16 protein-coding genes are annotated in these 23631 nt (G+C 43.2%); 1 reads left to right on the top strand and 15 read right to left on the bottom strand.

What is annotated here, in order from left to right; translation table 11 throughout:
- Window positions 1-43 precede the first annotated feature (43 nt).
- The 15 genes from R8806_RS19785 to R8806_RS19715 form a co-directional block, all read right to left on the bottom strand.
- Complete coding sequence (locus R8806_RS19785; RefSeq protein WP_124315768.1) at window positions 44-583, bottom strand: RNA polymerase sigma factor; 540 nt, start codon at window positions 581-583, stop codon at window positions 44-46.
- Window positions 584-741: 158 nt separating this feature from the next.
- Complete coding sequence (locus R8806_RS19780) at window positions 742-1845, bottom strand: TlpA disulfide reductase family protein (protein ID WP_124315769.1); 1104 nt, start codon at window positions 1843-1845, stop codon at window positions 742-744.
- Window positions 1838-2947, bottom strand: coding sequence for a thioredoxin family protein (locus R8806_RS19775; RefSeq protein WP_164719547.1), 1110 nt, complete (start codon window positions 2945-2947; stop codon window positions 1838-1840). Before R8806_RS19775 ends, R8806_RS19780 begins: the two co-directional genes overlap by 8 nt.
- Window positions 2948-2958: 11 nt before the next feature.
- The gene (locus R8806_RS19770; RefSeq protein WP_124315771.1) at window positions 2959-4095 is read right to left on the bottom strand and encodes a TlpA disulfide reductase family protein; all 1137 of its coding nucleotides are present in this window, start codon (window positions 4093-4095) and stop codon (window positions 2959-2961) included.
- A 49-nt stretch (window positions 4096-4144) separates the two neighbouring features.
- Window positions 4145-5623: a PKD-like family lipoprotein gene (locus tag R8806_RS19765; RefSeq protein ID WP_124315772.1), complete on the bottom strand. Its 1479-nt coding sequence runs from the start codon at window positions 5621-5623 to the stop codon at window positions 4145-4147.
- A 17-nt stretch (window positions 5624-5640) separates the two neighbouring features.
- The gene (locus R8806_RS19760) at window positions 5641-6339 is read right to left on the bottom strand and encodes a DUF4843 domain-containing protein (protein ID WP_124315773.1); all 699 of its coding nucleotides are present in this window, start codon (window positions 6337-6339) and stop codon (window positions 5641-5643) included.
- 17 nt (window positions 6340-6356) lie between these two features.
- Complete coding sequence (locus R8806_RS19755; RefSeq protein WP_164719548.1) at window positions 6357-7817, bottom strand: RagB/SusD family nutrient uptake outer membrane protein; 1461 nt, start codon at window positions 7815-7817, stop codon at window positions 6357-6359.
- A gap of 29 nt (window positions 7818-7846) precedes the next feature.
- Window positions 7847-11242 carry a SusC/RagA family TonB-linked outer membrane protein gene (locus R8806_RS19750; protein ID WP_124315775.1) on the bottom strand — a complete coding sequence of 1132 codons (3396 nt, stop codon included), beginning with the start codon at window positions 11240-11242 and terminating at the stop codon, window positions 7847-7849.
- A gap of 105 nt (window positions 11243-11347) precedes the next feature.
- Window positions 11348-12511 carry a FecR family protein gene (locus tag R8806_RS19745; protein WP_124315776.1) on the bottom strand — a complete coding sequence of 388 codons (1164 nt, stop codon included), beginning with the start codon at window positions 12509-12511 and terminating at the stop codon, window positions 11348-11350.
- A gap of 308 nt (window positions 12512-12819) precedes the next feature.
- A complete protein-coding gene (locus R8806_RS19740) occupies window positions 12820-13395 on the bottom strand; it encodes a sigma-70 family RNA polymerase sigma factor (RefSeq protein WP_087421690.1) in 576 nt (191 codons plus the stop codon).
- Between the two features lie 56 nt (window positions 13396-13451).
- Window positions 13452-14522 (bottom strand): A/G-specific adenine glycosylase, encoded by a 1071-nt coding sequence (gene mutY / locus R8806_RS19735; RefSeq protein ID WP_124315777.1) that lies wholly within the window; start codon window positions 14520-14522, stop codon window positions 13452-13454.
- 123 nt (window positions 14523-14645) lie between these two features.
- Window positions 14646-15131 (bottom strand): Dps family protein, encoded by a 486-nt coding sequence (locus R8806_RS19730; RefSeq protein WP_229782459.1) that lies wholly within the window; start codon window positions 15129-15131, stop codon window positions 14646-14648.
- Between the two features lie 131 nt (window positions 15132-15262).
- Window positions 15263-16882, bottom strand: a complete 1620-nt coding sequence (locus R8806_RS19725) for a SusD/RagB family nutrient-binding outer membrane lipoprotein (RefSeq protein ID WP_124315778.1) — start codon at window positions 16880-16882, stop codon at window positions 15263-15265.
- 12 nt (window positions 16883-16894) lie between these two features.
- The gene (locus tag R8806_RS19720) at window positions 16895-19984 is read right to left on the bottom strand and encodes a SusC/RagA family TonB-linked outer membrane protein (RefSeq protein WP_124315779.1); all 3090 of its coding nucleotides are present in this window, start codon (window positions 19982-19984) and stop codon (window positions 16895-16897) included.
- Between the two features lie 168 nt (window positions 19985-20152).
- Complete coding sequence (locus R8806_RS19715) at window positions 20153-22258, bottom strand: M3 family metallopeptidase (protein ID WP_124315780.1); 2106 nt, start codon at window positions 22256-22258, stop codon at window positions 20153-20155.
- 172 nt (window positions 22259-22430) lie between these two features.
- On the opposite strand from R8806_RS19715, the gene R8806_RS19710 reads away from it, so the two are divergent.
- Window positions 22431-23630 carry a C1 family peptidase gene (locus R8806_RS19710; RefSeq protein WP_229783026.1) on the top strand — a complete coding sequence of 400 codons (1200 nt, stop codon included), beginning with the start codon at window positions 22431-22433 and terminating at the stop codon, window positions 23628-23630.
- The last annotated feature ends 1 nt before the right edge of the window (window position 23631 follow it).

Below are 23631 nucleotides of genomic sequence, written 5' to 3'. Positions count from 1 at the left end.
GGTCAGACTAGAAAAAAATTCAAAAAAAGAAAAGATTTAACATTTACACCCCTAACAGGAACATCAAAATCACAAAGTAATTTTTGGATAGGGCCTCCCTTAATGTCTCGTAAGCCGACTTTTTCAAACACTTCACCGTGTTCACGGAAATACCTAATTCTTCCGCAACCTCAGGGTTCGTTTTCCCTTCCAGATTCAAAAGGATCACGTTACGAGTCTGTGGTGGCAACTGGTCAATAGCAACATATAACATTCGCATGGTTTCCTGCCGGGTAACCTCCTGCAAGAAATCGTAATCATCCACGTTACTCTCATCCAATTGTGCGAAATAATTTTCCTTCGCCCGTTGATGCTTACAATGATTCCAGTACAAATGACGTGCAACCGTGTATAAAAAAGCTTTCCCGTAATCAACAGAAACAATCTCATCCCGCCGTTCATAAACCCGGATAAAAGTCTCTTGTGCTAAATCTGCTGCTAATTCATCATCCCCCGTGTAGCGTTTCATGAAAGCGTACACGGATGGAAAATTCTCCCGGAAGAATACTTCAAAGTCTTTATTGGTCTGAATAATAGCACTCATAGTGCTACAAAAATAACTATTCCTCCGAAATATTCAAATACACGATAATTGAATCATCACAAAATCCGATACCATCTTGTAAACAACCCTATAATTTCTTTCACCCTTAAAATAACATAGGGGAAAACTTTCAAATCTCGTTTCCCCCTGTTATTAAATTACTCAAACAAAGCATTTATATATTCAATCATCTCTTCCCGACGTAATCCTTTCTCCTTTATTTTTCCCTCCGGATCGATCAGATAAATCATCGGAATACCACTCACGTTATAACTCTTCGCCACGGGACTTTCAAATGCTTTTAAATCTGAAATAACCTTCCACGGTAAATTATAATGTTTTACATCTTCCTCCCATTTCCCTCGCTCGTCATCCAGATTAATCGTAAACATTACAAAATTCTTATCTTGCGTATTCTTATAAACTGTTTCAAGGAAAGGTATCTCCAATTTACACCATCCGCACCAAGATGCACTAAACTCCAGCAACACATATTTCCCCCTATAATCTGACAATTTGTAAGTATTACCCTCCAAATCCTCTAACGTGAAATCATACGCCATCACTCCCGGTTGTACCCGTTTTTCCTTTTCTAATTTTACCCGGCAATTAGCGATATATGCGTTCTCGGCTAGAGAAACATCGAAAGCATTCAGCGCTTTTTCCATCAAGGGAAGATTATCAGCACTAATGTATTCCGAAACAAAATAAGGAGCCACCTCACTACGTGCATACCCCGGAAGATTCAGAATGTAATCCACCACCTTATCATAAGCCTGCTTGTAAGGATCTGCTAAAGAATCATATAAAGTCCGGTTATCTTTAAACGCCTTACTCCGGTCGTAACCGATTCTGCCATACTCTTTCATAAACTCTTGCCCGTTTTTTTCTATGGTAACAAATTCATCATGTGTTTTACTCCCAGTAATTGTTAGACTCTTCAAATTATTAAAATCCCCTTGAACTTCAACCTCACTATTATCCAAAAATATACTGAAAGAACCCACAAAATCATCTTCTCCCTTCTTAACAACGAAAGAAACCAAACGAGGGTAATCCACCTTACCCGTGTAAACCACTTGGCCATCTTTCAACTTCAAAGTATCTATATACCACTGGGCAGGATTCGGAACCCTTTCACTCACGAAAATTTCACACTCCGGAGCATTTTCCAAATGCATTTTTACCTTAAAACCATCCGTTTTGGATGCGCACGAAAAACAGAACAAACATCCTGTCAACAAAATCAATAATCTATTCATCTTTATTATCTTTAAATTTATCTTTCAATCCGGAAACCACGGCTGCAAACAAAGGATTATCCTCCGACCACCCGCAATCTTTCATTGTTCTCTCAATCAATTCCAATCCTCGCTCACACATTTTTGCATCCCCCTTACGAATCAACATTCCATTCAACTGTAAGGTTACATCAAAACGAGCATCATGATCCAAACGGGAAAACTTCCTATCATACATTTTTAATGCTTTCTTCAAATCACCGGACAAAAAGGCTCTGGTAAACTCCACAATATCCAACAGATAATCCTGTCCGGCAATTCCCGATTGAGTAACACACGTTTTATATGTATCTAAAAGTTCAGCTGCATTTACTTTATCATGAAAAATAATTTCATTACAATCATTCACGATCAACGGGAACAAATCATCATATATTTTACGATCCACGCTATCTTTACTAACCGCCGCATCAAAATCCTTTTTATATTCCAGAAGATACTTGTATTCTGGTAACGACGGATTCTTCACGAATCGTTTCACGAGCATCCAATTTTCTTTACCACTTTTCTCTTGATCCGTCAATGTTCCCCAATATTCGTGTAACACCTCTTCCATCCGTTCCTTCATAAAAGCCCTGGCCAAAGTCTCTATATAACTATACACGAATTGCGGATCACGCTCCCCGTTGGCATATCTCTTCTCATAAGAATACAAAGAATGTTCTCCAATACCATTTTGCACATTCTGTAAAAATTCCTCTGCTTTCATTCCTCCCACCATTTTATGAATCACCTCTCCATCTTCATTCAAGATCAAAAAAGTCGGGTAAACCTTCACTTGATACTTCTTAGCCAATTCCCGCCCCTCCCCTTTTTCCATATCCAATTTAACATTTACAAAATGCGTATTCATAAATTGTCCCACGTCTTCCCGGCTAAAAACATCCTGCACCATCATTTTACAAGGGCCGCACCAACTCGTGTAGCAATCCATAAACACCATCTTTTTTTCCTGTTTTGCTTTTGTCAGAACCTCCGTGAAACTTCCCTCATCAAATTGTATCTGACATTTTGCCTGCAAGCACAATACAGATAAAAACAAACCGATTAATATCTTATACATGATTTTTTCCATTAATTACACAAGGTAGATAATGTCTCCAATACTTCATCCCCCCTCAAGTCCCGACACACGATTCGCCCTTCCGGATCTACCACGAAAGAGTCTGGAATCCCTCCCAAATTATATGCTTTAGCCAAAGGACTGTTTTTCATCCCTTTCAGATCAGACAAACAATACCATTCGATATTATACTCTTTGATCTCATGTAACCAAGCCTCTTTCCGATCATCCATCATCATCGTTACAAAAACAACATTTTTATCTTTTAAAGCGTGATATGCTTTACGAATAAAAGGGATCTCTTTTTTACACCAGCCACACCAGGATGCACTAAATTCAACAAATAAATATTTTCCCCGAAAATCAGCCAAGGTGTACTTCCTACCATCTTTATCAAACACCTGAAAATCTGGGAAGACTTTTCCCGGCTGTAAAGCCGTTTCCCGCTCCACGCTTTCTTGCATTCCGTTCAGATAATAAGAATCAGTTAAACTCGGGTCAAACTTTTCCACGATCTTCCCTCTTTGCACAACATCCAGAGATGCGGACAATTGAGCCACCAAATAAGCTGCTGCCGGACTTTTAGAAACTCCCGGCTCAAAAGCAAACAACCGGTCAATAATCACCATTTGCAACGAATCTCGCTTTCGACTCATCTCTCGTACTTCTTCCATCCTAGCCTCGGCAAAAGCCATCTGGATTTTTCCATTAAACTCTGCAACCAATTGTTTCTCCGGTAAAGACTTCAAATAAACATTATACCTGTGAATATCTTCATTAATCGGGGCTGAAGTAATCTTCAACGTTTTCTTCACCTCATCCAATTCGCTGTACACCTTCATATCCTCCGGCTCTATAAATATAGCCACCATCGAGGCCCCCAATCGCTGGTATTGCGGTTCCATGTCAAAAAACAATAGACCGGCCTGAGGCTCCGTGATCTTCCCTTCTAAAAAGTACTTTCCATCCTTAACCTCGCAACTATCCAATAAAACATTTCCCGGCGGATTCGTGTACAACTTCACGACACCTTTAGGTAATCCCTTCATCTCCCCAGAAATCGTGAAACGATCATGCTCCCGTTCTTTACATGCACAAAACAGGCATAGCAAGCTAACCAATAGCCATACATTTTTACATACTTTCATCACCTATACATTAAAGTATTCTCCCGCTAAGCGGGAGAATACTGATTTATTAATAAGTATCCCACTGATTACCTATCTTATAAATTAAATCCACCACACGACCGAACTTTCCGATAAATTCCATTCCTTCCAGAGTTTTTCCATCCCCAACGACCGAAACATCCAGTACCATAAAGTCACTCTTCGACGTGTCATCCGCATTCTCCAAAGCAATACCCAAACGTTCATAATTCGTGGGACAAACAGCAATATCCCGAATCGTCCGCCCAAAATCAGAACGTAATGGTTTTACCGTATTATCCTTGTGATTATAAACATACAGCACGTTACCTGATGCAATATACACGTAAGGACGATTCTGGCAAACAGCAAATTTCGTATTCTCATTAATGATTGAAGGATCAGGAAACTCCACCTCCGAGATCGACCGATACGTCTTCGCTCCCCATCCGGAGAATCGGAATTTTTGCACGTATGCCTTGTTTTCCGAATTCGATTTCAGAACTGTCAGGAACTCATCCGTCGGGGTTTCTGTCGAGATCGGTCCTCCATCCAGCACCGTTTTCCCCATATCGTAAGGAATAAATGCCTTTTCCGAATCATTCGTGTAATCAAATCGTTTCATTTCCCCGGTTCGCACCAGCATATAACTTGAAGTTTTCTTATCAAAACAGATAATATCATTACTAAAAAGCAGGTTTCCCCGAATGCCCAGATTCGTTAATTCATAATCACCCGGATAAGGGAAATTTGGAAACAGACCATCCTGATAAAGAGCATCATATGATGCTTGAATATTACGCACATACAATTTACCATTACTGATAAGATAATCGTAATTCGTCACGCAATTCATTCTCATAGGCTTGAAATCCTTGGGTACATCCCCCACGAACTCATCTTTCGTGGCGACCATTTTACTAAACGTGTTTCCATCCAATTCCACAGAATATTCCGGTCCGTTCTGACAAGCCACGAAAATCTGTCCGATCTCTTCTGATGTCGGCAACCAATGTTCCATCAAGGCACAAGCACCCCCGGCCAAATCCGTCCCGTTCACGTTTTTATAAATATCCGCATAAAGGCCCCCATCATCCCGAACATAGGACAACTCGGAAACGTTACCTTTATCCGCCAAGAGCATCCATCCGGAATAATATGTGGAATAAACCGACACGTTAAAACGGTTGATATACTCTACCCCTAAATCCTCATTCGTAATCGTAAACTCGGCATACAATCCAGCTTTCACGGGAAGGTCACCCACAACAAAATTCAGACTTTCTTCCTCGCAAACCACCTTATTGTTTATTCTCCAAGCATAAGAAACCTTATCCGGCTTGCCATTTGTCCAGGTCACGGTTGGGGTAATCGTTTCCTGTGACCCCACGTAAAAATCATAACTTTTCTCTATACCGCTCACGGAAACCAGCGGCACGGTCTCATAGTCATAATTTCCTTTATCTTCATAACATCCGGCAGCGAACAACGCCATTACCGTGATGATATATATAAATAATCTCTTCATAACTTCATCTTTAAATATTAACCTCTCATTGCCACTTTCATCAAACTACCATCCTCATCTTCAGTTGGATGTTCTTGCAACCAATATTTGAATTGCAGCACGTAAGCCCGCATCGTCGAGTAATTCATCTCTCCCCCGTCGGCCTCTAACGTCATATCCGTCACCCCGATTTCCCGGATAAAAGTTTGATATTTCAAGTCCGAATAAGTACCCAACCCGTTCGCCTCGTGCCAGTCATTCCACCACCCCGGACGAGTTAATTGATTCGTGATAAAAATCCGTCCTTTCCGATTCGCTTCGATTCCCGGCATAAAATCATCTGACCCCTGCACCTCAAAAACCGCTAGCACACTCCCTTTAAGAGCCTCGTTTCTCGTTACGGTAACATTCAGATAAGCAACCGAATCATTCGCCGCAATCACCTGTTCTTCCACCGGCATCTCAAAATCCACCCCGGCTTGGGCAGAACTTTCATCCTGCAAAAACGTCACGTTATACTTCCGATCACGATCTACCAGAGGCGAAATCATCACTAATTTCAAAGCCACCGTTCCCGACTCCAGCGTCTCATCATAAGCAAACGAGAAAACGGTACTATCTTTTGACAACTTATCAAATTGTATATAGTTACTACTGGAATACCCTTTCAGGTTATCTTCCGAACATGACATCATTCCAAGAAACAACATCATGATAATTACATATAATATTTTCATAGCCAAATATTAATCTACTACTTATTATTTAAATAATCTTCCTTACGCCCGCCAAACTCTACTTCAGTGGCCGGCAATGGCAAACAGAATTGAGACGGTTCAAGCGTTATCGTGGTACTCCCCTGATCAACCGGTAATCCCAAACGTTTATACCAGTAAAACAACTGACCTTCCCCGATAAATTCCCGACGAGCCTCTTTCGTCAACTCCTTCACGAAATTATCATAAGTAATCGTCGTTGAAATCTCCCCGGCTATCCCCCTATTTTTACGCAATTCTTCGAGTAAACCGATAGCAACCTCCTTATGGGCATTAAAACCGCTCTCCGCAGCAATCAGATACATTTCAGACAAACGGATCATCGGAACTTTCCCGCCATTTTCAGAATCCACATCCGCATATTTAACCGATATATCATACCCGTTACTATTCGTGATTACCAAATATTCCTTCCGGAAATCATCAGAAGAAGGATAAATGGAAGTAACATCATTTATCGTGTAATAATTATCTTGAGAGGCGTCATAAGAGTACCACAAATCATGAATACCAGCATAATTCAAAGCAAACAGAATCTCGTTTTGCATCACGACATCCCGACTCTTCAAAGGGGCACTCACCGCACTTTCCTCGGTGAAAGGGAAGAACCCGTCTTTCCCGGCCTGAATAACTTCTTGGGCATACGTGTAAGCTCTCTCATCCCCCATGTAATGATACACACGGGCCATCAACCCGGTAATTGCCCAATAATTCATGCGATATGCCCGGGCCGTTGTAAAATCATTCCCGATTTCCGTCACGTAATGGTTATACATCTCCTTAAAACTCTCTTCCCGAGCCGGATCAACCGTACTTAACATCATCCGGGCGCTATCAAGGTCCGTCAGAATCAATTGAACAATCTCGCTCGTCTTTTTTTGACCATGCACCCGGTCCGTGAAGTTATCGGCATAAGGCAAACACAAAGCCTCCGAATTCTCCTTCCATGACGGGGCAAATGCTCTCAACAAGTCGAAATGCAAGTAAGCCCTTAATGCTTTCGTTTCCGCAACCAAAAACTTATACTCTTCACCTTCAAAAAACGAGGGGGACTTCTCGCTCAAGTAATCCAATAAAACATTACAATTCGCAATACTATTGTAATTTTTTAACCACAAATTCTTAATCACATCTTGAGAATTCGAATTTTTATAATTATACCGGGACGCCTCGTAAAGAAGATGATACTTGTCCTGGTAAACATCATAATACTGGGCCAACGCATCCATCAACCCGAATGTCATGTGCGTTCCATACGAAGATGCATCCGTCATCGAAGTATATATACCATATAAGGCATTCTCAAACCCCTTGGGTTTAGAAAACAATTTCTCTGCATTCACCTGTGCTTGCGGGGTCACATCCAACCAACTATCACAACTGCTGTTCGTCACAGCAAACACGAATAACGTAAAAATAATCAATATTCTCTTTTTCATATCATCCATTATTTTACATTTCTACAGGATTAGAATTGTACCTGTAATCCCACGTTAAAAATTCTAGCAAACGGGTAATCCAGACCTCGTTCCCGTTTCACGTTAGATATTCTGAAAATATCTTCCATCTGGAACGTCAATTTTAAACGTTCCAAGCTCCATCTTTGAATCAACTCGGTCGGGAAAGAATAAGAAAATGACAATGATTTGAATTGCAACACGTTCTCATCCTGAACAAAACGAGAAGAAACCTCCGTCCGATCCCGGTTCTTAATATCTTTAAAGAAAGTGTGATCTCCCGGTTCTTTCCACCTGCCTTGCAACACCCGGCGATCCACGTTCCAACTCAAATTTGCATCCTCCACCCGATCTACAAGCGTTTGGTTATACACCTGTCCTCCACATTGATACAAGAAACTAACATTAATATTAAATCCTTTCCAGTCCGCATTGGCACCAAAAGCTCCCGATACCTTGGGTTCCGTGTCCCCGCACACTATCTTGTTGGCAGCACTCCATTCATAAGTCAAGTTACCTTTCAAATCCTCAAACACCTCTTTCCCGTTCATCGGGTTTATTCCGTGGGATTTTACCGCGTAAATCGCCGTAGTTGACTGTCCCTCTTTAAATTGTACCTGAGGTTTGGCTGTCTCTATCGCTTCACCCCATCCCGGTTCATAATTATCCTGCTCATCATCCACTTTCTTGTTGTACGTTTCCAATGAATTGGAAATCTTTTTAATCACGTTCTTATTATGCGCGATCGATCCGAAAACATTCACGATTAAATCCTTATCCCGTACCACGAATCCTCTCAACGAAATTTCATATCCTTTATTCTCCAGCTCTCCCAAGTTATCCCTGTAACTTTCAAAACCTGAAGAAGGCGGTAAAGTAATATCTGCAAGCAAATCTTTCGTTGTCTTCACGTAGTAGTTCATATTAGCACTGACCAATCCATTCAAAAACTGAATTTCAAAATTCCCGTCAAACGTGTGTGTCTTTTCCCATTGCAGGTTTGTATTTCCCATGTTGTTCATGATCACACCCAACCCCCCGGCATACCATTGTCCCTTGTAATACTCGTACACATCCTGGGCCTCATATGCCTCGAAAGAAGCTTTACCGGTAGCCCCGACATTCGCGGAAAATTTCAAATGATTAATCACACCTTTCAATCCTTCAAAAAATTTTTCATTATGCACGTTCCAACCAATACCTGCCGACCAAAACGGGGCATATCTCTTCTTGGAACCGAATTTTGACGATCCATCTAGACGACCGGATAAATCCAGTAAATAAATATTATTCCAAGTATAGTTCAAGTTCACAAACAAACCTACCAAACGGGATAATCCCTCACTTCCTTCCGGGGTTAAATCCTTAAACTCCTTACCAAAAGAAATGTAATCCATACTACCCGACGGAAAACCGATCACGCTATATGATTCATTCTCAAACCGGGTCTCGATAACATTACCTCCCAACACGGCATTCAAAAAGTGACTCCCCAACTGCTGGTTATAACTGAACACCACGTTCATATCCAAGTTAGAACTCTTCTCGTGGAAACTATACGCCTCCCCTCTCTTCAAAATTCCTTCTCCATCCTGATAGTCAGACTCATTGTAAATCGCTGATTCCGGGTCCGTGAATTTCTCTTGCTTATCCGTACGTTCCGAGTATGACACTCTGGCCTTCAACCTGAAATGCTCGCTGATAAACCAGTCAAAATCAAAATTATCCGTCCACTCCGTGTACGTCGTGTTATCTTTATGATTCAACGTTGACTCGTACAATGGATTCAAGAAACGATTGCTCGTACTCACGTGCGGTTGGTATGATTTAATCAAATTTCCATCCTCATCATAAATCTGGTCATACGGGTTCGCCTTGGCATAATCCTTGAAGGAACCATACGGTGATTCTTTCGCTTTCACCTTATCCACCGTCAACTTGTTTCTAAACAACAACTTATTATTCAAATTATAAGAAAGTAGAAAGCCTATCCCGAACCGGTCTCTCGAAGATTTTTTCATCACTCCCGGATTAGCCTGGTAATTCACGTCAATCCCGTAACGCACGCTTTGGTCACCCCCCTCTACATACAAGGAATGTTTATGTCCGACAGCAACGTGCAAAGGTTGAGACAACCAATACGTGTTTACCCCTTTTTTCACTCGTTCCAAACGCTCTGCATAATCCATTCGTAACAACTGCTGGGTATAAAGATCATCCGAATCATATAACCCGGCATCCAACTCGGCCTGCAATTTTTCCTTGGCATTCATCAAGTTATAATCAGACAAATCCGGAGCATTGATCGCCATATTCATATTATAGGACACTCTCAACTTTCCTTCTTCTGGAGCTTTCGTCGTCACCACCACGACCCCGTTTGCTGCCCGGGAACCATAGATCGCGGTAGCCGAAGCATCCTTTAATATTGTCACGTTCTCGATCCGGTCAATATTCAAGTCAAAGATTTTTTCTACATCGACCTCATAACCATCCAAGATAAAAGTGGGTAAATTCGGATCATTCCTAAATGTGGCCTCAGACACGCCTTCCACCCCGAAACCGGAATTACCGCGAATACGAAAATCAGGTAAACTATTCGGGTTCGATCCCATGTCAACATTCTCACGCAGCCGGAAAGAAGGATCAAACACCTGCAAAGCACTAATCAAATTATTGGACGACACCTTGGCCAACTCCTCTTTATTCACGGAAACCACGTTACCCGTGAAACTTTCCTTGCTCTTAGAAAAATAACCATTGACAACAACCTCTTCCACTTCCAAGGCATCTTCCTCCATCACCACGTTAAGATATTTTTGGCCCGTGTACTTCACCTTCTGCGTTTTCATTCCGATAAAGGAAAAAACAAGTGTCCCCTTTTCCATGGATAACGTCAGTGAAAACTCTCCATTCACGTCTGTTGCGGCACCTAAACTAGTACTATCCAAGCGTACCGTTACACCGGGAATCGCCTCACCTTTTTTATCCGTCACTTTTCCCTTTATCTGGAATTGTTTCACCGTACTATCCCGCATCGTCTTCACCTCGGGAACTATAACGATATAATCATCCACGAAACGATAAGTCATCCCGCTACCAGCCAACACCTTATCAAGCACAGCCCGTACATCTGCCTCTTTAAAATCGGCCTTTACCACCCGCTCCAAGGCTAAACGATCATCATTATAGATAATGATCTTTCCCGTTTGCCGTCGAATTTCCTCAAAAACCGTTTTAATTGACGTCTTCCCTAGATTCATGTTCACTCTCTGCTGCGACATCACATTTGCAGACAGAGAACACACGAAACAGACGCACAAAATCCAAGTCAATTTCATAATTTTCGACAATTGTTGCTGCTTATTTTTTGACAAAACAAGCCACAAGACATTACTTTTTTTCATACATTTGTAAATTAAGTGATACTTAAATACTTCTTCGGGAGTGATTACCGGATCGTGGTCCTAACACTTTCCGGTATTTTTATTCCTCAGAAGTAATCCTATTCTCTATTTTTCATTAACAACAATCACATCTTTATTGATTTTAAAGGTAACATCAGTCGTTGCCTCGATTAAAGAAAGTATGTAACCAATCTCGTTATATTTCTTAAACGCCCCCGAAAACTTTAACCGTTTCAAGCTCTCTTTCGTGAAAAAGAACTTCACTTCATACCAACGTCCCAGTTTATCCCCCAACTCTTCCAACGGCATTCCGTCAAAATTAAGTACCCCGTCCTTCCAGTCCACGTAAGTAGCCACGTTTACGGTCTTTACCTCGTATTCACGGTTCTCGTTATTCATCACGAATTGTCGGCTAGGAGTCAATATTTCGTTGATTTTCCCGCTTTTTACATCCACCTTCCCCTTCACCAAGGTGACCTCCGTTCGGGGATCTTGTTTATAGGCCATCACGTTAAATCCTGTGCCTAACACCATCACGTCCAATCGTTCCGTACGCACGATAAAAGGATGCACCTCATCTTTGGAGACGTCAAAATACGCCTCCCCTTCCAACTCCACCATGCGATCTTTCCCGCTAAACATCACCGGGTACTTTAACCGGGATTCGGAATTCATATAAACCACCGTGCGATCGGCCAGCACTAGCCGATACTCTCCCCCCGACGGAACGATCAACTCGTTATACACAACATCTCCCTGTAAGGAATTTTCCTGTTTACTATAATCAATATACTCTTTCCCGTTCAGAATTGGGAAACCCTTTTCACGGATCGTATCTCCATTCGTGCATCCCAACTCAACCTCAAATCCAGATGACAACACCAAGCGAGCTTTCGCCTCACCCGGTTTTACCACCGGGGACTGAGCCACAACCGAAGAGGGAATTTCTTCTTCCCACGATCCCACAAGCCATGTAATCCCAATCAGCACAGCCACACTCGCAGCCACACTCCACCCGATTCGTCTGAAATGACGCCTTTGCCTCTGTTCCCTCCTGTGTTCCACTGCTTTCCATGCGGCACTCATCTCCACGTTCTTCCACCGGGCCACATACTTTCCCGTGTACCAGGCCCGCTCTATTTTTTCAAAGAAGACACGGTGTTCAGCATTTTCCCGCAACCACGTCTCGAACTCCTCCCGTTCCTCCACGCTCGCCTCTCCCACTAGAACTCGATAAATTAAGTCTTCCATATAGTCTGAAATAGCCATACTTATTCTTATTTTTTACAAGTAGGACTAAATAAAAATCAAAACGGGTGAATGGAGGCACATTTTTTTCGAAAAAATAAACTTAAAAAACGATAACTCCTACCATTCTCTCTAATTTTGAGTGACTGTTACCTGACCGTTGCCTGACTGTTGGGCGCTATCGCCGCCTTGTCGCCGCCTTATCGCCCACTTATAGCCGCCATTTTAACAGACATCATACAAATTAAACAGACCTGACATTACCACCTAAGTGATCTATAAACACGTAACAATAAACCAAACATAATACATCAGAGAATAGCAAGGGGTTAATCTCCCAAGCTCTTGGATAGGATAAGTAACAGAATCAATTCTTCATCTCCCTTTAATTCTTCCCGCAATATACGCATTCCATTACGTAACAACGTTTTCACCGTGTTTAGAGACACCTGTAACTCGTTGGCCGCATCCTGATATTTCATATCCCGCATCAGAACGCAATCCACCACTTTCCTCGTTTGCTCCGGCATCCGAGCGATAACAGTCGTCACCCGATCCACAATTTCCTGATTCAGCACCGTGGCCGTGTCTGCGGCCACGTCAATAGCCGTGTAATCCACCCGTCTACGCAACACATCCTTCTTGTGCGTGTAAGTGTAACAACTATTGCGAACAGAAGAAAAAAGATAAGAACTAAGAGCCTTTTCCTCAATATGCTTCAGATAATCATCTTCCCATAAACGCACGAAAAATTCCTGAACGAGATCTTCTGCCATCGTATCATCATCAATCAAACTTCCCGCATACAGCACGAGAGGACGATAATATCGATCAAACAACATCCGAACTCCTTCCTTACGGTTCTTCACGAACACATCCAATATATCTCGATCACTTTTTCGCATTAGTGCAAAAATAAACTTTTTTCAACAGCGATCGACAAACAATGAACTTTTATTTCTTAAAACAACAAACCATCTCGCACTTCAAGATATGACTGAATTAATCGGGAAACGGCATATTCTCCCACCCGATCATCAGGCACTTTCAAATATTTTTCCATACTCTCTGAAAACGAATCGACCCGGATTTCATAAAATACAGGGTATATCACCCGATGAGACAAAACGTGTTTCTTTGCCACATACTCCCGGATAATTTCAACCTTTTCGATACCATCAAATAACTCTTGAAAAACAGCCATCCCGGACAATTCCTCCCACGTAACCGCACGTTCCGTTTCGATTAACGGGAACTCGTAGAGATTACGCCAAATATCATTCCCCGTTCGCTTAAATAAAAGGGTCATACCTTGCCCATGTATATACAAATAATTAAAATAACGGGGTTTCACCACGGTCTTCCCACTTTTCACGGGTAATCGCTCCACTTGCCGGGCGGCTAATCCCAGGCACTTCCCATTTAGAGGACAATGCTCACAATCTGGTGATTTGGGTACACATTGCAATGCCCCGAACTCCATCATTGCCTGGTTGAACAAATCCGGACGACGTTCATCCAACAGAGATTGAGCCAATGCCGTAAAATATTTCTTCCCCTCTCCCCCGTCAATGGGTAAATCTATATCAAACAACCGGGCCAATACCCGGAATACATTTCCATCCACGGTTGCATAGGGTAACCGGTAGGCAAAAGAACAAATAGCCGCCGCCGTGTAATCACCAATTCCTTTCAACGAAAGCACTTCTTCACGTGTACGGGGAAAAACACCACTGAAATCATTCATGATCTGCCGGGCTGCCGCATGCAGGTTCCTAGCCCGGCTATAATACCCCAACCCTTGCCAGTACTTCATCACCTCGTCCTCATCCGCCCGGGCAAGAGCCGCCACGTCGGGAAATCGCTCCGTGAATCGGTTAAAGTACTCCAATCCTTGTACCACCCTAGTTTGTTGAAGTATGATTTCCGAAATCCAGATCAGGTAAGGATCGGAAGTCCTTCGCCACGGTAAGTCCCGTTTATTCTCCTCGTACCAACGAATCAATATGTCGCTAATCTCTCTATCTTCCATCTCGTGTAATTATTCGCCACGAAGATACAAAAACATCGGATTAGAATATTATTATACACACAACAAAAGGGATCACCATCACAGCAATCCCTTTCCATTCACTAATAACAAAAAAATCTATCCTTATTCCAAATGAGCCCGGATCATCCAAGTTACTTTTTCTTTCTTCTCGATCATATCCTCCAAGAAATTGGATGTCCCGAAGTCCTTTGATCCTTCTTTCTCCATGGTTTCCAAATCGGTACGAATTTGTCGAATCACCTCGGCATTATCGTCCAGCAAAGCTGCCAGCATACCCTTTGCATCGGGAAGCGGTTTTTCATCATCATGTTCTTTGATACGATTATGCTCCAAACATCCCTTCAAAGAACCGATAGGACGTTCGTCCAAATCACGAACACGCTCGGCAATGCTATCTATATCTTCAATCAAGCCGTTATAAAGATCTTCCAAAAAAGTGTGATAAGACCTGAAACTCGGGCCCTTCATATTCCAGTGGTAATTCCAAGTTTTAGCGAGTAAAACAAAATGATCAGCCAACAGGTTATTCAAAATGGTTTTGCTGGATTTAATCATTGCAGCATCTAAACCGATATTTCCTTTCATCATAACTATAAATATTTAAAAGTTCGTTTTTATTTCGTTTTCAACACCTATAGAAACGAAAAGAACTTGATAAAGTTTCGATTTTATAGCCTAAAATTTTATATCTTTTTCTCTTGCCGCAATAAACAAGGTGCCTAAAAATTCCGTCCAGTATCCCACCACAAAGGAGTTCCGGCATGATCCGGACCTCCCAAGGCATCGACCAACATCTCGTATTGCCCGTTATCATTATCAAGAATAGAAGAGGGATAATTCAGACGACGAATCATCTTTTCCATGTCAACACACCCGTTACGACTATTGTTATACCGTACGGGGAATAATCTCGGATAACCTGTCCTTCGTTGTTCTGCCCATGCCTCGCAACCTTCCGGGAAAACTGCCAGCCATTTTTGCGTGATAATCCGTTCCAGTTTCATCTCGTCAGAGGCGGCATCATCCCAACGGGGAGTAACCAAACAACGAGCCTTGATATTATTCCCGGGGGTAAAGGCATCCTCGAAATCAGTCGCCCGACAATCACTCTGTAAATAAGTTTCCACACCGGGCACCTGCCACTGGGAGAATGAACACCGGATGCCCTGTTCGTAACAAATTCCGGGGTCCTCCGTCGTCCATCCCCGCAAAGCGGCTTCCGCCCGCAGGAACCAGACCTCGGCAGCCGTCATCAGAATCGGTTTCGTCCGGACATTCACGTATATTTTCGACAAAGCGGAATAAAGCGTGTGAGCAAACATGGTTCCTTGACGGATTCCCCGATACTGCCCTTTCAAGGGGATACGAACCGAATCCCGTCCATCTCGATCCTGCAAAAGAACATCATCGGGACAAGGTTCGAAAAAAGCCTCTCGCCGGGGATCATCAAAACCATTCAGAATAGATTCCATGGACGCATTCATGTACACCTCGCCCCACACCCGGTTAATCTCGCCCAACGGGTTAGTATATTCATTGTCTGTCGTCACGGCCACCTGTTGCGTGGGTTCTTCAAAAAAACCGTGGGGATCAGCGAAAGCGTCCACGAACTCTTGCCGGGCTCTATCCGGATTGGCCATTGCCATCCGGATTGCCAGACGCAAACGCAACGAGTTGGCAAACCGAATCCACGATTCGACCTTACCATCCAACAACAAGTCGAAACGGGAAAATTCAGGTGTGTAGCCAGCTAAATTCACGTGATTTTCCAATATCCCCACCGCCGTTTTCAAATCATCCAGAAAACGATAATAAACATCCTGTTGCGAATCCGGCAGGTATATCATTTTTTTATTTCCGAAACTCGTGTAAATGACAGGACCATAATAATCAGAGACCCGATGCATCACTTCCACTTTCAATATTTCAGTGACAGCATAGACGGCAGGGTATTTTAACCGGGTAGAATCCTCCAGTCGTTTAATCTGGGGCATGATGTAAGCGTAGGTATTCTCCCACAACGTCCCGTTCCACCCGTCTTGCAGGTTATAATCGGAGTTATGACTTCCACCGTTTAGAGGTTTGTAATCGTGCATGTACCCGCTAAACATATCGGCACTCAGATTCTGCATCAACTGATAAGGCCAATTCTTCCCCTTCCCGTAATCATAGTTAAAATAAATCCCTTGCTGAATCACGTTTAACGGTATGCCCAGGTGATTCAGATCGACTTGCATATCCTCATCCGTGATTCCCGTATTATCCGTGTTCAAGTCCTTGAAACGTCCCGTGCAAGAGACGAACATCAACCCCATTATCATGTAGATTAAACCTCTCATTCTTTCTTCCAATTAAAACATGACACGTAAACTGAATCCCATACTTCTCGTGGTGGGCATCCCGTACACTTCTATCGCTTGGTTATCATTCCCCGTGGAAAGAATCAGATCCGGGTCAAAAGGCGCTTTCTTGTATATAAAAAATAAATTTCGGGCAATAAAAGCCAGTTGAACATCCCGGAAAAACTTCGTTGCCTCCATCCAGCGCTTCGGGAAGGTATAGCCCAAAGCCAACTCCCGCAAACGGAAATTAGTGGCATCATACATATAATATTCCGTCACCCCGGAACGTCCCCCGACGATAGACTTGTAGAACCCTTTCACGTTAGTAATCTTCTCTCCTTCCAGCATCACGTACCCCCTGTCCCGTGCATCCCCAGTAACTTTTGTCACCCCGTACATATCCATGTCGGCCTGTGTCTGCGACAACACTTTACCCCCGTACCGACCATCTATCAGCAAGCTCAACACCAATCCCTTCCAAGAGAAAGTGTTCGTCCATCCCAACGTGAAATCCGGATTAGCATTTCCCACTTTCACCGTGTTCCCATCTCCTTCAATCATCGGCAATCCCTGATGTTCTCCATCCGTCTCGTAAAGAATTTTCCCGTCTGCATCCCGCTTGAATGCCTTACCGTATATATCCCCGAAAGCCCCTCCTTTCTTCAATTTCATTGCGTAACTGGATGAAAAACCATAAGGCCCGTATTGAAACACGGGTAACTCGGCGTGCAAACGAACCACTTTATTCTTGTTGAAAGCGTAATTTATTCCTGTTTTCCAACTGAAATTTTTAATCTCAACCGGAGTACCCTCAATCATCAGCTCGACACCTGTATTCTGAATATTTCCAGCATTCACGTAACGATAGGCATACTCGTCGCCATCTTTTGCCGGTAATTTGAAAAACTGATTCTTGGTATGCGTCTGATAATAGGTAAAGTCAACGTGCAGGCGAGAGCCAAAGAATTTCCATTCCGTTCCCACCTCCATTGACAAGCTCATCTCCGGTTTCATCTCTTCAAAAGGAGCCGCATCCGATGCCTGTATTCCCCCACCGGCCAGAACGTGAGCCACGGGATTCGTGATATACAAGGGAATGTCATTTCCCACCTTACTCCACGTGGCCCGCACCTTACCACTCGTCACCTGTTCGGGTAATTTCAGCACCCGGTTCACCAACCAAGAAAAACCAACGGACGGATAGAAAAAGCCTCTCGATTCCCTGGTCGTGTACGCTAAAGTAGAACTCCAGTCATTCCGGGCTGAAACATCCAGAAATAGATAATCTCGAAACCCTACTTGTGCCGTGACAAACAATGACTGCATCTCCCGGACGGCATCAATCTGCTCTGAAATATAGGCAGATGTATTCATGTTTATGTTCGCTATATTAAACACGTTAGCGAATTTCAAAGAGGCGGTCTTCGAATCGTATCGAAGTTCATTGACTTTTTTCCGGTTAATACTGGCCCCTAAAGATACATCCAGCGAAAAGTCATTAAACTTTCCTTTATAAGTTCCAATCACATCCCCGTACGTTTGCACCTGTTCGTTCCCGGAATCTATATAACGCCCGTTATCTCCTGCCAGCGCGGGGGCCGTCGAGGCATAATATTTTTGACGGAATTTATCGTTCACGTAATCCACGTTTCCACGGGCCTGAACTGAAAAACAATTTGTAATTTTCAAGTTCAATGCGAGGGAAACAATAGCCCGTATTCGTTGATCCCGGCTCGTGATTCGCTCCTGTATCCAATATGGATTCTGCTCGAAATCCTCTGTCGGGGCATGCCAATTCTGCACGTTCAAATGCCGTTCTTCATTCCATACTTCAAAATGTTCTTTATATTCGGTTATATCCATTCCCCGGGGGAAACGATACAGACCAACTAATGGGTTCATGTAGAATCCTCCCGGAACAGGACGATTTTTCACGTGCTGACTCAATAGATTCACATTCCCGTCTATTTTCAAACGTCCCTCGTAAAATGTCGCCGTTTCCCGCAAGTTAATATTGTGTTTTGACAACTTATGATTCTCCAGAATCCCTTTCCCCGTGGTATTAGCATACGAGAAATAAGTTTGTACTCGCTCATTCCCTGTCATGAAGGACAAAGAGTGAATCGCTGTTACTCCCGTCCGAAAAAAAGAGGGTATCGGGTTACCCGTGGCTATATTCTCTCGCTCTCCCCAACTCTCGATTTCATCGCTCATCCCGTAATGATTCTGCAACTTCGGTAACATCATCGCCTTATCAAAAACCACGCTGGAAGTAAAAGAAACCTCTTGTTTCCCGACCGATCCTTTCTTCGTGGTAATCAAAATAACCCCGTTGGCAGCCTGTGTCCCGTAAAGGGCCGCGGCCGGGGCCCCTTTCAAGATGCTGATACTCTCTACATCTTCCGGGTTCAAATTAGAAATTCCATCTCCGGCATCCCGATTTCCCGCATCAGCCGTTCCCCCGATAGCCGTGTAAGGTTGTTCACTGCTTTCGTTCAACATCGGTACCCCGTCAATCACGTACAACGGTTGATTATTCCCAGCCACGGATCGACTTCCCCGCATCACGACTTTCACTGAGCCACCCATTCCCGAAGAACTCCGGTTCACTTGCATTCCGGCCACTTTTCCCATCAACGCCACGATCATGTTCGGATCTTTCACCCGGACTAACTCATTCTTGTTCACCTGAACAGCGGCGTAAGACAAGGCCGATTCTTTCTTTTGCAATCCCAATGCCGTCACGATCACGTCATCCAAAAGAATATAATCATGCTCCAACGTGATCACTAAATCGGTTCTCCCGTCAATCGGGATGATCTGGGTTCGATAGCCAACAAAAGAGACGATCAACGTTCCATGCAAATCTACCTCAAGCGAGAATTTCCCTTCTCGATCGGTAGTTACCCCGTTCATCGTTCCTTTTTCAATAATATTGACCCCGGCTATCGCCTCGCCTTGTACATCATACACGACTCCTGTTACAACAGCACATTTTTCATTCCGAGCCAATGAATCAATTCCCCGTACCACGGCAAACAGTCTTCCACCCTGTACAGATAATAAACAAAGCAAAAGAACAAATACACGCACACACATCGTAATTAGTTTATAAAGTCCGTAAAGTTCATAAAGTCAAAAGTTTTTGGTATCCTTCAGACTATTTATTGGCAACAATGCCATCATGAACAAATCATCCACAAGGATTCACAAACTTTACAGACCTTATAAACTTTATAAACCTTACGAACTTTACGGACTTTCCTGTTATTTCAATCCTCTCTTATGCAACAAAGGATCTTCCGATGGCTCCTGACCACGGAATTTGATATACTGCTGCATAGGGTCAGCATATCCGCCTTCTGACAGAACATATTTTCTAAACTTGGCTGCCAACTCTTTGTTATAAATATCCCCAGAAGATTTGAAAGCTTGGAAAGCGTCAGCGTCCAACACTTCGGCCCAGAGATACACGTAATATCCGGCACTGTAACCGCCATCAAAAATATGAGAGAAATACGTGGAACGATAGCGAGGTAATATCTCTTTGATCAAACCGTATTTATCCATAGAGGCTTTCTCGAAAGCGTTCACGTCAAAATCTTTCACTTCTGTATTAGAGTACCAATCCATATCCAGTAAAGCCGCTGCCACGTATTCTACCGTCGCAAATCCCTGATTAAAATGTCCGCTCTCCTGAATCTTCTGGATTAACGCGTCCGGCATAGTCTCGCCAGTCTGGTAATGTTTTGCATACATTTTCAACACTTCCGGTTCACTCGCCCAATTCTCCATCACCTGCGACGGTAACTCTACCATATCGTGAGGAATCGTACCCGCAATCCGCTGGTAATCGCCACGAGTAAAGAATCCGTGCAAGGCGTGTCCGAATTCATGGAACATCGTTTCCGTGTCATCCCAACTCAACAAAACGGGAGCATCCCCCACGGCCGGAGAGAAATTATAAACCACAGAAACTAATGGCATTTCTTCCTGTCCGTTCACTTTCGTGTAGTGACGGAATTCGGTCATCCATGCTCCTGCTGACTTGCTGGCACGAGTGTAATAATCCAAATACAAAATTCCGAGAGAAGTTCCGTCAACATCTTTCACCTCGTAAGTTTCCACTTGCGGGTGATATAACGGAATATCCGTTCTTTTATGCATGGTGATTCCATATAATTTATTGGCAACCGCAAACATTCCATCCCGCACGTTTTCCAATTTCAGATAAGGAGCCATCTCGGATTCGTCCAGATCATATTTCTGTTTCCGCAATTTCTCCGCGTAATACCACCAATCCCAACTTTCCAGTTTAGACGTCATCCCCTCTTTCGTGGCAATAGCTTGCATTTCAGCCAATTCCTGTTTGGCAACTTTCAATGCTGGTTCCCACACACGTCCCATGAAATCATAGATAGCCTTCGGGGTTTTGGCCATGTTCACATCTACCACGTAAGCGGCATAAGTGTCAAATCCCAACAATTTAGCTTTTTCCGTTCTCAAGTTCACCATTTTAGCTAACACGGCCTTGTTGTCATTAGCATTGTCATTATTCCCGCGCATATAATATCCCTTGTATAACTTCTCCCGCAAATCACGATTTTGGGCATACGTCAGGAAAGGAATCATACTTGGTTTTTGAACCGTGAAAACCCATTTACCTTCCATGCCCCGGTCTTTAGCCTCGGCCGCAGCGGCGGCAATAGAAGTTTCCGGAAGTCCGGCCAAGTCTTTCTCGTTATCAACAACCAACGTGAAAGCATTTGTCTCTTTCAATAGGTTATCACCATATTGTAAACTCAATTTAGCCAACTCACCATTAATCTGCATCATCTTAGCCTTATCGGCATCATTCAGATTCGCACCACCACGCACGAAATCATTGTAATACAGTTCCAACGTACGCAAAGCCAGAGCATCCAATCCCAAAGTCTCCCGTTTGTCGTACAATGCCTTGATCCGAGCAAACAATTTAGGATTCATGTTAATCTCATCCCCGTGGGCTGTTACGGCAGGACTGATTTCCATGGCTAATTGTTGCATTTCATCATTCTTCATCGCCTCGTACAGGTTAAAGAATATCGATGAGGTCTGATTCAGCAACTCCCCGGCTTTATCAAGAGCCACGATCGTGTTCTCGAAAGTCGGTTCTTCCGGGTTATTCACGATAGCCTCAATTTCTGCCTTGTGTTGTTTCATACCTTCCTCGAAAGCCGGCTTGTAATCCGCCGGTTTTATCTTATCAAAAGGCGGAGCTTGAAACGGGGTTTCAAACTTCTGCATTAATGGGTTGTTTACCTGCTTAGCTCCATCCTTACAAGACGTTACTAATGCGGTAACACTCAAAAGTAATATAACGCTCTTTTTCATGAATAAAGTAATTTATATTTAAGTATATTTCTCCCCACGTCCACAAAAACAAGGTAAAGATATAGATTATCCGCTACAAAGCATTCGTTTTGCCGGTAAAAGATTATTTTTAGTGTATGCAAAATTTTAATTAACTTCGCCACCAAAGTAAAAATACCAAAATTAATCAGATATGATAAAACATTCGTTCTTATGCATGGTCATCCTGCTTGTTTCTATCAGCACGGCCGTGTTTGCACAAAAAGGCGGACCTCGTTCCGGCTACAACTTTACAACAGTCGTTGACTTGAAAACGACCCCGGTGAAGAATCAACAAAGCGTGGGAACATGCTGGGACTACGCAACTCTCTCATTCTTAGAATCCGAATTACTGCGTAAAGGCAAACCTGTCTATGATCTCGCAGAACTTTACGTGGCTAAAAATGCCTACTTCGAGAAAGGATTACGTTACGTTCAATTCCACGGGAAGACAAACTTCAGCGAGGGAGGACAAGCTCATGACGTAATAGATATGATCAAAAAATACGGAATTGTTCCGGAAGAAGTATATACCGGATTACAATACGGACGAGATTTCCACATTCATGCAGAAATGGTGGCTGCTTTGCAAGGAATCCTTGACGCCGTGAACAAAAATCCGAACCGACAAATTACACCCGTGTGGACAAAAGGTTTCATGAGATATATCGAGGCTTATCTGGGTGACACCCCGGAAACATTCACTTACGAGGGCAAGGAGTATACCCCGCAAAGTTTTGCGGCATCCCTAGATCTAAATTTAAATGATTACGTGGAATTGACTTCTTTCCAAATGTACCCTTTCTACGAAGAGGTGGAACTCACGATTCCCGATAACTGGATGCACGCCCGTTACTACAATCTACCGATTGACGAGTTAATGGAAGTGATGAATAACGCCTTGAAAAACGGGTACTCCGTATGCTGGGATGGAGACGTAAGCCACAACGGTTTCAGCCATCCGAACGGGTTGGCCATTCTCCCGACCAATAACCCGGAGGAAATGATCAATGCCGAGATCGACAAGTGGACCACACTTAGCGCAAAAGATCGGGAACGTAAAATGCAGTCTTTCGAATCTCCCGTACCGGAAATGAGAGTAGATGACAACAAACGTCAATTTACTTTTAACAACCGCCAGACAACAGATGATCACTTGATGCACATCACCGGAATGCTAAAGGATCAGAACGGAACGATCTATTATAAGACCAAAAATTCTTGGGGAGAAGATCGTAACCCGTTCGGTGGTTATCTTTATATGTCCGAACCATTCTGTCGCTTGCAGACCGTGGCAATCATGGTTCACAAAGATGCTATTCCGAAAGCAATACGTAAGAAATTAGGATTATAAT

This window comes from Butyricimonas faecihominis, assembly GCF_033096445.1.
GTDB lineage: Bacteria > Bacteroidota > Bacteroidia > Bacteroidales > Marinifilaceae > Butyricimonas > Butyricimonas faecihominis.
This window is presented reverse-complemented; position numbering and strand designations above follow the sequence as displayed.